13 protein-coding genes are annotated in these 13,283 nt (G+C 43.5%); 8 read left to right on the plus strand and 5 right to left on the minus strand.

Annotation, left to right across the window (positions count from 1 at the left end):
- The first annotated feature begins 127 nt into the window (after positions 1–127).
- Together DJ568_RS03410 and DJ568_RS03415 are read left to right on the plus strand one after the other, a co-directional pair.
- Entirely contained in the window at positions 128–1,774 is a 1,647-nt protein-coding gene (locus tag DJ568_RS03410; protein ID WP_114003852.1) for an RICIN domain-containing protein, read from the plus strand.
- A gap of 108 nt (positions 1,775–1,882) precedes the next feature.
- Complete coding sequence (locus DJ568_RS03415; RefSeq protein WP_114003853.1) at positions 1,883–3,544, plus strand: RICIN domain-containing protein; 1,662 nt, start codon at positions 1,883–1,885, stop codon at positions 3,542–3,544.
- Between the two features lie 108 nt (positions 3,545–3,652).
- Here DJ568_RS03415 and DJ568_RS03420 read toward each other — a convergent pair whose 3' ends face one another.
- Positions 3,653–3,868, minus strand: coding sequence for a hypothetical protein (locus tag DJ568_RS03420; protein WP_114003854.1), 216 nt, complete (start codon positions 3,866–3,868; stop codon positions 3,653–3,655).
- A 189-nt stretch (positions 3,869–4,057) separates the two neighbouring features.
- Here DJ568_RS03420 and DJ568_RS03425 point away from each other — a divergent pair, with 189 nt between their 5' ends.
- A complete protein-coding gene (locus DJ568_RS03425) occupies positions 4,058–4,513 on the plus strand; it encodes a hypothetical protein (RefSeq protein WP_147238708.1) in 456 nt (151 codons plus the stop codon).
- A gap of 158 nt (positions 4,514–4,671) precedes the next feature.
- Positions 4,672–5,151, plus strand: a complete 480-nt coding sequence (locus tag DJ568_RS03430; RefSeq protein WP_147238709.1) for a hypothetical protein — start codon at positions 4,672–4,674, stop codon at positions 5,149–5,151.
- A gap of 76 nt (positions 5,152–5,227) precedes the next feature.
- On the opposite strand, the gene ppnP is transcribed toward DJ568_RS03430, so the two are convergent.
- Positions 5,228–5,512: a pyrimidine/purine nucleoside phosphorylase gene (gene ppnP / locus DJ568_RS03435; RefSeq protein ID WP_114003857.1), complete on the minus strand. Its 285-nt coding sequence runs from the start codon at positions 5,510–5,512 to the stop codon at positions 5,228–5,230.
- 163 nt (positions 5,513–5,675) lie between these two features.
- On the opposite strand from ppnP, the gene DJ568_RS03440 reads away from it, so the two are divergent.
- A complete protein-coding gene (locus DJ568_RS03440; protein WP_114003858.1) occupies positions 5,676–7,313 on the plus strand; it encodes an ArnT family glycosyltransferase in 1,638 nt (545 codons plus the stop codon).
- On the opposite strand, the gene DJ568_RS03445 is transcribed toward DJ568_RS03440, so the two are convergent.
- The 3 genes from DJ568_RS03445 to DJ568_RS03455 form a co-directional block, all read right to left on the minus strand.
- A complete protein-coding gene (locus DJ568_RS03445; protein WP_114003859.1) occupies positions 7,314–8,243 on the minus strand; it encodes a glycosyltransferase in 930 nt (309 codons plus the stop codon).
- Positions 8,244–8,304: 61 nt separating this feature from the next.
- Positions 8,305–9,072, minus strand: coding sequence for an oxygenase MpaB family protein (locus DJ568_RS03450; protein ID WP_114003860.1), 768 nt, complete (start codon positions 9,070–9,072; stop codon positions 8,305–8,307).
- On the minus strand, positions 9,069–9,437 hold the full coding sequence (locus tag DJ568_RS03455) for a ribosomal maturation YjgA family protein (RefSeq protein ID WP_114003861.1): 369 nt from the start codon (positions 9,435–9,437) through the stop codon (positions 9,069–9,071). Before DJ568_RS03455 ends, DJ568_RS03450 begins: the two co-directional genes overlap by 4 nt.
- A gap of 164 nt (positions 9,438–9,601) precedes the next feature.
- Between DJ568_RS03455 and mutS the strand changes: the two genes are divergently transcribed.
- From mutS to DJ568_RS17510, 3 genes are all read left to right on the plus strand, one after another.
- A complete protein-coding gene (gene mutS / locus DJ568_RS03460) occupies positions 9,602–12,211 on the plus strand; it encodes a DNA mismatch repair protein MutS (protein WP_114003862.1) in 2,610 nt (869 codons plus the stop codon).
- A 173-nt stretch (positions 12,212–12,384) separates the two neighbouring features.
- Entirely contained in the window at positions 12,385–13,020 is a 636-nt protein-coding gene (locus DJ568_RS03465; protein ID WP_233496618.1) for a C40 family peptidase, read from the plus strand.
- Positions 13,021–13,138: 118 nt separating this feature from the next.
- Entirely contained in the window at positions 13,139–13,261 is a 123-nt protein-coding gene (locus DJ568_RS17510; RefSeq protein ID WP_262510661.1) for a hypothetical protein, read from the plus strand.
- The last annotated feature ends 22 nt before the right edge of the window (positions 13,262–13,283 follow it).

The raw sequence follows: 13,283 nt of genomic DNA on the forward strand, positions 1-13,283 counted from the left end.
CCTCGGGTTAAGCTGATTTAGTTGTGGTGTTTTAGTGCGGAACCAACTGCAATGGTGCAGATACGGGTGATGTTTTTGTAAAACTTAGTAACCAATCACTATTATAACCTAACTAATTGTTTTTATTATGAAAACTACATCAGTACTATGCCTGGCTGTCAGCGCGTTATTGGCTGTACAGAGCTGTAAAAAATCCGAACCACTAAAAACCGGGCCTTCAGTTACACCGAGTTTGCGCAGCACCGCGTTAACAGGCACCTACAACACGTACACTATCGCTAATGCCGGCAGCGCAAAGCATCTGGAAGTCGGCGGGTGGTTAAACCAGGGTTTAAAACAAAATAACTCAACCAAAATAGAACAATGGGGTGCATCGGCAACCACACCGGACAGATGGCAGAAATGGAACGTTGTATCCTTGGGTACCGGCTATTACAAAATAGTTAACTTATTTAGCGGTAAAGTACTTGATGTGCCCGGGAGCTCAACCACACAGGGTTTGCAATTGCAGCAATACGATTGGAACGGCAGCAACGCGCAACAATGGCAAATTACCCTGGTTAGCGGCTCAAACTACAAAATTATTAACAGGGGCAATGGCCTGGCAGTAACTAATGAGGGAGGCTCAACATCAAACGGAACAGCTATTACACAGCGTACCTTTGTTAACAACAACACCCAATATTGGCAGTTTAACTTATTTGCCCGTGATAGTTACCGGGATAATGAGTTAACCAATTTTTTTAAACGCACCAGTGGCTCAGTAGCCTTTGACGGAGTATTTTCAGTACCAATGACTTATGGTGCCAATAACGGTAAAGTAATGTGGCCTACTAATGATACCTGGTACAATGGGCTTAACGGGGCAGGGAATGCGCCATGCCTGGGGCCGGGGAACTTCCCGATAGCTTATCGCAGCAGCAATCTTGTACAGGCCGCACCGGTTGGCGGGGTGTGGAATTTTACACCCGGCAGCACCAGCAATATTTCGTCATCATCAAACGGTATACAGTTCTTCCCGATACAACCCGGAACCGGTTGGACATGGCCAAGCGGCGGTGTTGAAATCGGCAGCCATGTATATATCTATGCCGACGAGGGCAATGGATTAAGCCCTACCAGCGCAGGCATATATGATATTAACCTTGGTAGCCTGCCTACATATACGGTAACACGCTTAAGTACCCCGGCAATGAGCGGCCAAACAGCTATACGTTATATGCATGGTATGGTAAAACATACCGATGGTTACGTATATATATATGGCAACGGAAGCGGATTTGGTTCAGGCGATGTATATGTAGCAAGATTTCTGCAAAGCAGCCCGACTACCTGGACATTCTGGAACGGCTCATCATGGGCGGCATCACCATCTACTGCTGCAGGAGCTGCAATTTTAACCGGTTTGCCATGGGGCGGTATCTGGGTAGCGAAAGTGAATAATAAATTTGTTATCGCCAGCATGGATTTCGGTTTTGGTTGTGATATTGCACAACGCGATGTATATACCCGTTTCAGTAGTGATCCAAAATCTGGATGGTCTGCTCAAAAGAAAGTTTATTCGTTACCAGATTACAAGCAGGGCCACATGCCGGTGTACTACGCTCCGGCCATTCACCCTCAATTTAGTAGTAACGATGAGATGGTATTTACCTATTGTATAAATTTTTATGACAATTGCCTAACGTCATGTTCAAATGCCGACGGAACGATGGATCCTAATGACTATCGTGCAAAAGCTGTTAGAATACCGTACGCATTAATTGGCATATAAACACCCAAGCCCCTGTTGCGTTTAATAACAGGGGCTTTTTTTGTACTAACCGCTTTTCATTATCAAGTAACTAACCACCAAAAAATAATCTAAATTAACTACCAAACCATGAGAAAAGAAGTATTAGTACTCGCGGCTGCAGCATCACTGCTGGTGATGCAAGGCTGCAAAAAAAATGAATCTTTAAAAACCGAGCAAAATTCACCTAATTTGCGCGGTTCGGCCCTTACAGGCGCCTTTAACACTTACACTATTACCAACGCAGGCAGCAACAAGGCCATTGAAGTTGGCGGCACACTTAACCAGGGCCATAAAATGGACCCAAGCAGGTTGTTGCAGCAGTGGACACCTGCCACTACGCCCGACCGCTGGCAAGAATGGAACATTATAGATCTGGGTACAGGTTATTACAGGATACAAAACCTGTTTAGCGGACAAACCCTTGCCGTACCCGGCGGATTTAGCATACAAGGTTTAACTCTCGAACAATATCCTTGGCTTAATGATAACGCCCAGCAATGGCAAATTATATTAGTTAGCGGTACCAATTACCGTATAATTAACCGCGCTACCGGCCTGGCCATTACCAACGAAGCTGGTTCAACAACTAATGGAACTGCCATTACTCAGCGTACTTACGTAAACAACGCTACCCAGTGGTGGAAAATTAACTTGCTGGCCCGCGACAGCTACCGTGATGAGGCGATTACTAACTTTTTTAAACGCACCAGCGGCTCAACCGCTTTTGATGGCGTATTTTCAGTACCGATGACTTATGGTGCTAATAACGGAAAAGTAATGTGGCCAACAAATGATACTTACTGGAATAGTATCAACTCCAATGGTACCACAAATTGCCTTGGCGGCGAGCATCAGCCTATAGCTTTACGCTCGAGTAACCTGATACAGCCTGCGCAAAGTGGTGGCAACTGGAACTGGAACCCCGCCTCTACAGTAAATATTACCACAGCTGCGCACGGTAACCAGTTTTTCCCTATACAAAGCGGTACGCAATGGACCTGGCCAAGCGGCGGTGTTGAAATCGGAAGTCACGTTTATATCTATGCTGATGAAGGTAACGGATTATCAGTTACTGCCGGAGCTATCTATGATATTAACCTGGGTAGCCTGCCTACATATACGGTAACACGCTTAAGTACGCCTGCCATGAGCGGCCAAACCGCTATACGCTATATGCACGGTATGGTAAAACATACTGATGGTTATGTTTATGTATATGGCAATGGTAGCGGATGGGGTGCCGGCGATGTGTATGTTGCACGATTCCTGCAAAGCAGCCCAACTACCTGGACGTTCTGGAATGGTACTTCATGGGCGGCCTCGCCATCTACTGCAGCCGGAGCGGCTATAATAACCGGGTTGCCGTGGGGCGGTTTCTGGGTAGCGAAAGTGAATAACAAGTTTGTTATCGCCAGCATGGACTTTGGTTTTGGTTGCGATATTACCCAGCGCGACGTTTACACCCGTTTCAGCAGTGATCCAAAAACAGGATGGTCTGCGCAAAAGAAAGTTTATTCGCTGCCTGATTATAAGCAAGGTCATACGCCTACTTATTATGCACCAGCTATACATCCGCAATTTAGCAGCAATAGCGAAATGGTATTTACATATTGTGTGAATTTTTATGGTAAAAATGACGGTACCAACGCTACCTGTTTGCCTGCCTGCTCAAATCCGGATGGTTCAATGGACCCTAACGATTACAGAGCTAAAGCCGTAAGAATACCTTATGCATTAATAGGTATATAATAATTTTACCCCCTGCTGCGCCGGTTAGTTGAAGCAGCAGGGGTATTAAATACAAAAGTCCCCCCGTTTTAATAACGGGGGGACTTTTGTATAATAGGGTGGCAATTACTACCAGCCAGAGCCTTTTTTTGCGGCACCGCTTTTTACATGCTCTTCAGCCTTAGCTTTTCCTAAGATTGCTGCAAGTTTATTACCGTCTTTGTCTACACCGGTTGCAATATACCTGCCGGCTTTAACATCAATAACCGGATCAATAATAGGAACATTTTTGGTCTTTGTTTTCACTGAGTAAGCGGTAATACCGCCTGCATTAGCTGTTGCCATAATTAGATTTTTAATTGTTTTGTTAAGTAAAAGCCCTTGCGGGAATTATTTGTTTTAGCAAACATAAATTATTGTACTTAACAAACCCAAAATATTTAAGCACATTTTATACACAAATTGGCCATTTTTCACATTTTTTTAGCTTTAGCGTGAAAAACGGTGCTACACCTGTATTATTTTTAACAAAGCATGCCATGCGCAACTGTGCACATGGCATGCTTTAAGCTTATTTTAACCGGGTTAAACTATCTCGGCGGCGTTGCCGGAGTAGGAGTAACCGGTGTCGGACTGGTTGATGAAGGTGCCGGAACAACAGGGCTCGTGGTGGTATTAGGCACTGCCGACGGCGAAGCTTGCGTTGGTGACGGGTTTGCAGGGTTTGGCGTAACCGCAGGGTTGGTAGCCGGCGGATTAACAACCGGTGCTGTGGTGCCCGGTGCAACAACGTTAGGGCTCGTGGCCGGTGCGGTTGGATTGGCCGGGTTTACCGGGTTTGTGGTTGGTGCCGGTGTAACCGTTGTTGGCGCCACCGTACCCGGCACTGTTTTATTTGACCGCGACGGGTTCTGTTTGCCCGGTACGGTGTCCGTTTTTAAAATATCACTATTATTTAAGGCCATGTGCTTTTCAGCAGATGTTGCGTAGCCTGCTGTACAAACGGCTGATATGGCTAACGCTATTAAACTTACTTTTTTCATAGTCAATGTTTATTTTGATTGTTATAGGTTAATGATAAGCTATAATCGTGCCCGAATTCGCTCTGTATTTTAAGAACCTTTTTTGCGCCCGTTTGTCTTACCTTAATGAAGAAGACAATTTTAATGGTATGTTTGGGTACAGTGATTTTTGTAGCCTGCAACTCAAACAAAAATGGCAGCGATTCAGATAGCCTTGCAATACAGCACACAAATGATACGGCCGCAGTAAATACAAACGGATTACTTGACAATTGCTATCTGCATACAGACGGTACTGCCGCGCAGGACAGCACTAAGGTGCATCTTATTATAAAAGACAATAAGGTAACAGGAGAGATGGAATGGCTGCCAATGGAAAAAGACAGCAGGAGCGGCACTCTTGAAGGAACCCGGGAAGGCAATACAATTAAAGCGGTATGGCGCTTTATGCAGGAGGGCATGGCTGATTCGCTGGCTGTTGAGTTTGATGTAAGTGGTGACAAGCTGGCTCAAAAACCTTTAGTAGTAAATACAGCAAGTGGCCGCCAGCAAACAGATATATCTGCTGGCTATACCGTTACGTTCACCGAAGTTAGCTGCAAGTAAACGTCGCGTTTAGCAAAATAGACTGGTTATAATAAAGCGGTTATGGTTGATGCCGACAACCGCTTTATTTAACACTTTACCTGTATTTACATAAATACGATACAGGTTTGGTTGCTTTAACCCTGAATACTTTGTTTGCTTCCACTTCAAAAGACTGGCCGTTAGTGAACGGTTGCCATGTCTGGCCATCGCCCGGCAACAGTACATGCAACTCACCTTCAATAATTTTCATGGTTTCGTGTTGCGATGTATCGAACTCGTATTCACCGGGTTGTATAACGCCTATGGTTGACTTGCCTTCCGCAGAAGTATAACCCATTGATTTTACGGCTCCGGCGAAATATTCATTTACGTCTATCATGTGTATTAGTTTTAAGAGGCGTGAAGATGTAAAAAATATCCCGTTTTTTAAAAAGCTTACTGCGTGTTGCAGCATTTAAAAGGGTTGAACTCTTTTTGATATTTTTTTGGTATTCTTGCCCTTATAAACCCATGTGCACTTCAACCTCGTCAAATTATAATTTATGGCTGATAATGGTCCGGCTGATACTGTATTAAAAAGTTATTTCCCTAAAACTTACGCAACGTTGCAGAAGCAGTCACGGGCTATTGTTTTAACTTTTTTCTGCTTACTGCTATTGCTTGGCATTTCCATTTACCGCGATTACGGCATATCATATGACGAGTTTATGAACTACCAAAACGGTTATGTAAGTCTTGCTCATGTTGTAAAAAAAGTATCGCCGGGTCTCGCCGCCAAATACCTGGGAGGCATACCACCGCTTGAGCAATACAGGGATAAAGACTACGGTGTATTTTTTGATCTGCCGGTAACTGTTATGCAAAACGCCTTACGCATTACTAACCAGCGCAATGTAGTGCAGTTTAGGCATTTAATTACCTTTTTAGTGTTTTTTACCAGCGTAGTATTTTTTTACCGGCTTTGTGCACAACGTTATAACTGGATGTTGGGCTTACTTGGCAGCCTGGTACTTATTGTAAGCCCCCGCATATTCGGCCAGTCGTTTTATAATTCTAAAGATATTGTGTTTATGGCGGTAATGTTTATGAGCGTATACACCATGTTCAGGTTTTTACGTTTGAAAACACCGGGTGCGGCCATTTGGCATGCGCTCGCCTGTGCTGCCGCCATTGATGTACGGATTATGGGAATAATAGTGCCGTTACTCACCTTGTTTTTGATAGCATTAGATTTATTAAAGGCTGGTAACGTCAAAACCGAGTTACGCCGCTGGATGGTGCCCCTTATAGTGTACTTATTGCTGGCTGCCAGCTTCGTTGTTATATTTTGGCCATATTTATGGAGCAGCCCGCTGCGTAATTTTATCCAGGCGTTTGCCAACATGAGCCATTTCAGGTGGAAGGACAGTGTGCTGTTTATGGGCCAAAATATACCAGCAACACAACTGCCCTGGTATTATCTGCCGGTGTGGATAGTTATAAGCACGCCGGTGGTTTATACTTTGTTATTCGTAGTTGGCTGTTACTACCTGATCAAACAGGTCATCAGTAATAAATTTGCCCTATATAAAAACGATGCAGAGCGTATCGACATAGTTATGCTGATGCTGTTTTTTGGCCCGTTACTGGCTATCATTGTGTTAAAATCAGTAGTATATGATGCGTGGCGACAGGTATATTTTGTATACCCGGCATTTGTTATGATAGCCTTAGCTGGTTTTGTAAATCTTTACCGGGCGATTAACTTGAAAGCAGCTAAGCTGGTTTTAACCGGAGTTCTGACTGTCTCCATGGCCGTAACCGCAGCTTTTATGGTGCGGAATCATCCTTTTCAGGATATGTACTTTAGCTTTCTGCCTGCAAAAAGCATACAGAAAAATTTTGAGAAGGATTATTGGGGCTTATCTTATTACCAGGCTTTGCAGTATGTATTGAAGCACGATAAAAGTAAAATAGTAAGCATATTGCTGGTAAATGATATTGTTAGCCAGCCCGTTCGTATGAATGTGCATATGTTCCCAGAGGAAATGCCGCGTATTGCACTCACTAAAGTGCAGGCCGAGGCCAGATGGTTTATCACCAATTATAGAAAACGAACCGGCCCGATAAATATATCTAAAGAAGTTTACAGTATATCGGTAGATGGCGTAAAAATTATCTCGGTATTTAAATTGAGATAGCTACTTGATCACAATATAGGAAGCTTCCCGGCCCTTAACGTTGTTTTTTGACATCAGATTAAGCAGCAGTATGCCGATTACAAAGAAGCCCAGGCACATAATAGCTATACCTATCAAAGTTGTTGATAGCGTGCTTGCCCAACCTAAAATAGCGTTGTCAGTAAAAAGCTTTTGGTAAACGATATAAAGCACCACCAATATTGTCGCGAAAGCCAAAATGATAAATAGCTTTAAAAAAACCATCAGCAACTCTTCAGCATACTCAACAAACGAACGAAATGCATGATGTATCAGGTTTTTTAACTTCATTTTCGATTTTCCATCCAGTCGCGGCTTTCTGTCAGATACAATCCGTGCCCGTTTTACCTTTTGTTTTGACAGGTGTGCTGCAAAGTGGGTGAAGGAAAGGTCAGCCGTACATTCCAGTACCTTTTTATTAATACGGCAAAAGTTACCATAGTCAAGCCGGCTACCGGTAATGACGTAAAATATCAGTTTATAAACTTTGTAAAACAAGCGAAAGGATAGCTTTTCGTTACGTTTTCCGCGCGATACGTTGATAATATCGGCATTGTCGTATTTCGTGTCAAGTAGTTGCGGTATGGCCTCCGGGTCATCTTCTCCGTCCGAATCCATAACTATTACCTGTTGAGCGTTGAGGCTGTTGGCGTACAATAAACCCTGATATATGGCCCCCTGGTGGCCATGATTATATTTGAGCGTGATGATACTGAGCTCAACATTAGCCGCGGAAAAACTAAAATTCTCCAGCATTTCCATCGTAGCGTCGTTAGATGCATCGTCCACCACAATCACTACGAACTGCCTGCCTGCAGATTGCAGCACAGGATTAAGAGCGGCCAAAAATTTAAGTAAAGTGGTATTCTCGTTAAAGCATGGGGTAACAATATATACAGGCTGCGATTGCATTAGGTTATTAATACTATATGAATATGCCCAAATATATTAAATCAAAACCGATAATTAGGGTTCATACAGCGATATCCATTTGCGTTATCTGTGCTTTATATTTACGCGGCAGCAGTGCTTCCTTAACTACAACAGCTATTTTTACGGCCCTTATTAATTTATATATACTTAGTATGGGCAGTAACGCCAGCCCCCGGCCCAAGTTTAGCTGCCGGTTAACTACGCGCGGAACCAGCACGGCCTGCACCAGCAACAATATGTTATACCGCTGCCAGCCCAGGTGTTTTTTATATTGTCTGTAAAGATCGTCTGTTAAATTGGTGCGCAGCAGATTGTCATGTAAATGGGCTTTGCGCATAATTAGCCACTCCGCATAATCAGCAGGTAAGCCGTTAAGTCCCATATAGATGCCCATGCGGTGGAATACCGCAAATACTTCTTCTTTTTCCCCGGCTGTTAGTTTTCGTTCCAGTAGTTCAAAGGAGCGTATAGAGTAATCTATGAGCATAAATAAAACATCCCGGTAAGCCCAGTCTGGAATATTTGTGCCACGGTTTTGCTCAATGCCTTTATGTATAGCGGTAATTTTTGTTATCGCTTGTAAAGCGGTTTGTTTATCGGCAAATAAAATAGTGCGTGAGTAAGCTACAGTAGAGAATAGACGGTCAAGCGGATCAGCCGGTAAACGGCCGGTATAGTACAGCCAGTCCACCGCCTTGTTTAAGGCGAATTCGGCCGCAGAGCCCGCAAAAATAAACAGAACCGTGTCGGCCTTGCCCCATATCTTTCTTACTATCGAGTGTTTATTGACAAAATATTCCGTATTCATGATTTTAACCTTAGTTTTTCAATAATTATAATAGTTATTACGCCTAACGTATACGCCACCATATCAATCCATGAAAATGCTTGCCCTATAAGCAGTTGAGCGATGGTTGAATGTTGTACACCCAGCAACCGCGCGAGGTGAAAAAATTGCGACAGTTCGATAAGATATGCTAGTAGGAGAACACCTATTGCGGTTGGAAGCAAAGGTGTTGCTGCAAAGCTTTTCGCAAAACAATACATCAGCATCACCACCAGGAAATCGCCGGCATAGGGGCGTATGAAGCCATCGTTTAAAAACAGCGCTATTATAGCTTCTGTAACCAGTAGCAATATAAATAGTAGGAAATATGTAATGTCTAATTTCAATGTAAAAGTACTTTTTTTTACAAAGTTAGTGTTTATTTTTAAGAAGCGCTTGTAAATTTTAAAAGATCAAATTTTTTAGTTTATTAACAAACCGGGCATTTTTCAACAACACCGTTTTAATCAGCCTAAGCAGCTAACTTTACCGGGTTAAGTAAGCATAAATTTTGGCAAAGACTACCACTAAAGAAACACCACTGATGCAGCAGTACAACGCTATAAAAGCAAAGTACCCTGGCGCATTGCTGCTGTTTCGCGTTGGAGATTTTTATGAAACATTTGGCGAGGATGCTGTAAAGGCTGCTGGCATATTGGGGATAGTGCTTACGCGCAGGGCCAACGGCGCAGCTACGCATATTGAGCTTGCTGGTTTCCCGCATCACTCATTAGAAACCTATTTGCCTAAACTGGTACGGGCCGGCCAGCGCGTGGCCATTTGCGACCAGCTGGAAGACCCAAAAACCACAAAGACTATTGTTAAGCGCGGTGTTACCGAACTGGTTACCCCGGGCGTGGCCACCAGCGATAATATATTGCAGCAAAAAAGCAATAACTACCTGGCATCGTTATATTTTGAAAAGAACAGTATCGGTATAGCCCTGATAGATATTTCTACAGGAGAATTTTTAACCGCACAGGGCAATAGCGATTATATTGACAAACTACTGCAAAGTTTTGCGCCAAGCGAAGTAATTTATCCCAAAAGCCGTCAACACGATTTTAAAAACACCTACGGCGACCGGTTTTACACTTACACGCTGGATGAATGGCCTTATAGCGGCGATTATGCGCACGAAACTTTGTTAAAGCATTTCGGCGTTAAATCTCTTAAGGGCTTCGGCATTGACAGACTGGCGCTGGGCATTATTGCTGCCGGGGTTGCCCTGCATTACCTGAATGAGACAGAGCACCGCAACCTGCAGCATATATCAGCCATAAGCAGGATTGAGGAGGACCGTTACCTTTGGCTCGACCGCTTTAGCATACGTAACCTGGAGTTGGTTGGCTCAGCTAACGAAAACGCACACACACTGGTGGAGGTACTGGATAACACATGTTCGCCTATGGGCGCCCGGTTATTGCGCCGCTGGATTGTAATGCCGCTGAAGGAGCTAAAGCCGATAAATGACCGCCTTAACGTGGTACAATACCTGATAGAGCAGGAGGAGCTTCGCGAAACACTGCAGCAGCAGCTTAGGCAAATTGGCGACTTGGAACGGCTGATCTCAAAGATTGGTTTGCAAAAAGCTAATCCGCGTGAGGTTTGCCAGCTTAAGAAGGCCCTTGTTGCTATAGGCGAAATAAAAAAGATAAGCGAAGCATCAGGTAGCTTGCCTTTACAAGCCATAGGTTCGCAACTAAATTCCTGTACGCTTATCTGCGAAAAAATTGAAAAGGAATTACATCCTGAGCCACCGGTTATGCTGGTAAAAGGTTCGGTAATGAATGATGGTATAAATGAAGAGCTTGACCGCCTGCGTAAAATAGCGTTTGGCGGCAAAGGATACCTTTTGGAGATTCAGAGGCGCGAAGCCGAAATAACAGGGATACCATCGCTTAAAGTATCGTTTAATAATGTTTTTGGATATTACCTGGAGGTTACGCACGCGCACCGGGATAAAGTACCTGCCGATTGGATACGCAAACAAACATTGGTAAATGCCGAACGATACATTACGCCCGAATTAAAAGAATACGAAGAGCAAATACTTGGCGCCGAGGAGAAGATATTGACACTGGAAACGCAGTTATATAATGACCTGTTGTATTCGCTTGCCGAATACATTAAGCCAATACAGCTGAACGCGCAGCTGGTTGCGCGGCTTGATGTACTGTTGAATTTTGCGCACATAGCCATAAAAAACCACTATGTAAAACCGCAGATGAATGATGGCCGTTTGATTGATATAAAAGGCGGCCGCCACCCGGTGATAGAAAAAACACTGCCGCTTGGCGAAGATTATATAACCAATGATGTTTATCTCGATTCGGAATCGCAGCAAATTATAATAATTACCGGGCCCAACATGGCCGGTAAATCAGCTTTGCTAAGGCAGACAGGCTTAATTGTGCTTATGGCGCAGATGGGTTGCTTTGTGCCGGCCAAATCTGCTGTAATTGGTTTGGTGGATAAGATATTTACGCGTGTGGGCGCCTCTGATAATTTATCATCGGGCGAATCAACCTTTATGGTGGAAATGAACGAGACTGCGAGTATATTGAACAACCTGTCTGACAGGAGCCTTATACTGCTTGACGAAATTGGCCGGGGTACTTCAACTTACGATGGCATATCTATAGCCTGGGCTATTGGCGAATACCTGCATAACCATCCGTTAGCAAGGGCTAAAACCTTATTTGCAACGCACTACCATGAACTAAATGAACTAAGTAATTCCTTCAGCCGTATTAAAAACTATAACGTATCGGTTAAGGAGGTTGGCCAGCAGATAATTTTTTTACGCAAACTTGTGCCCGGTGGCAGTGAGCACAGCTTTGGTATACATGTGGCTAAACTGGCCGGCATGCCTAATAAAGTGCTGGGCCGGGCCAATGAAATACTAAAGAAGCTTGAACATGAACGCACCGGGGGCGAGCATATCAAAGAGAGTATACGTAAAGTACAAAAGCAAGCCGTGCAAATGCAGATGTTCTCAATAGATGACCCGGTATTGGTGAAGATACGCGACACGCTGAACAATCTTGATGTAAACACCCTTACACCTGTTGAAGCGCTGATGAAGCTGGATGAAATACAGCGGCTGATAAAAGGATAACCTCACTTCTTCAGCGTTCGTCCCGCTTGCAATATCAGCTGCGGGATATTATTATGTGGAAATGTTTAAAAACAACATCCTGTAGATATGTTCGTTCAATATATTTTTATAATTGGATATCTGTAACGATTTAAGTATTTATTCCGTCATACGGTATATCATATAACTACTTTATGAAATTAAAATATACTCGCCTTTTAATGCTTTTGTGTATCGGGTTGTATTCGTGCAGCAGTATAAAAAAAACACAACGTCCCGGGTCCGCCAACGCTTCTTCAAATCAGCCCCAATATAGCCAACCGGTTGAACCTACGATAAAAAGGCTCGGCCCCTACGTATTGGAAAAGCCTGACAAGGATGATGTAGATAAATACTCAGCCCTTTTAGGCGTAAAGAAGACAGAAATTAAGAACGGCAGGCTTTATAGTTTTTTAAATGACTGGTTGGGTACACCGTACAGATACGGCGGTCTCGATAAAGAGGGGGTAGACTGCTCAGGCTTTGTATATACACTGCAACAGCAAGTGTATGATATTGAAAATATGCCCCGCTCTACGAATTTGCAAATCAACTTTATTAAGCGTAAATACGAAGATGAATTGAGGGAAGGCGACCTGGTATTTTTTGACTTTGATGGAAGACAGTTTAGCCACGTAGGAGTTTATTTGCAAAATGGGTATGTGGTGCATGCCAGTACGCGGAAAGGAGTGATCATCGTCAGGCTGAAAGACCCTTCGTTATACAAATATTTTTCACGAGGCGGCTCTGTAATGGTAGAAAGAGAAGGGGACGTTGAGAAAGGGCGGTAGGGAACCAAAACCACATGTAAGTAGCTCTTAATCGTAGGATATACAGGAGTAGGGCAGCCACCTGTACCAATCCAAACAAAAATTAATGTAACCTGCATTAAAACAGTTAATTTTGCCTATGCCGTATAATAAACCCGACTACTCTTTCTGGACAAAATATAAACGCTTTGCAAAAACCGAAATTATGCTATACCTGATTATGATAGTGGGCATAATATTGGGTATAATTATATTCTCGTGATTTCTCTTTAAATTGTCGTACC

This window comes from Mucilaginibacter hurinus (genome assembly GCF_003324525.1).
Classification (GTDB): Bacteria; Bacteroidota; Bacteroidia; order Sphingobacteriales; family Sphingobacteriaceae; genus Mucilaginibacter; species Mucilaginibacter hurinus.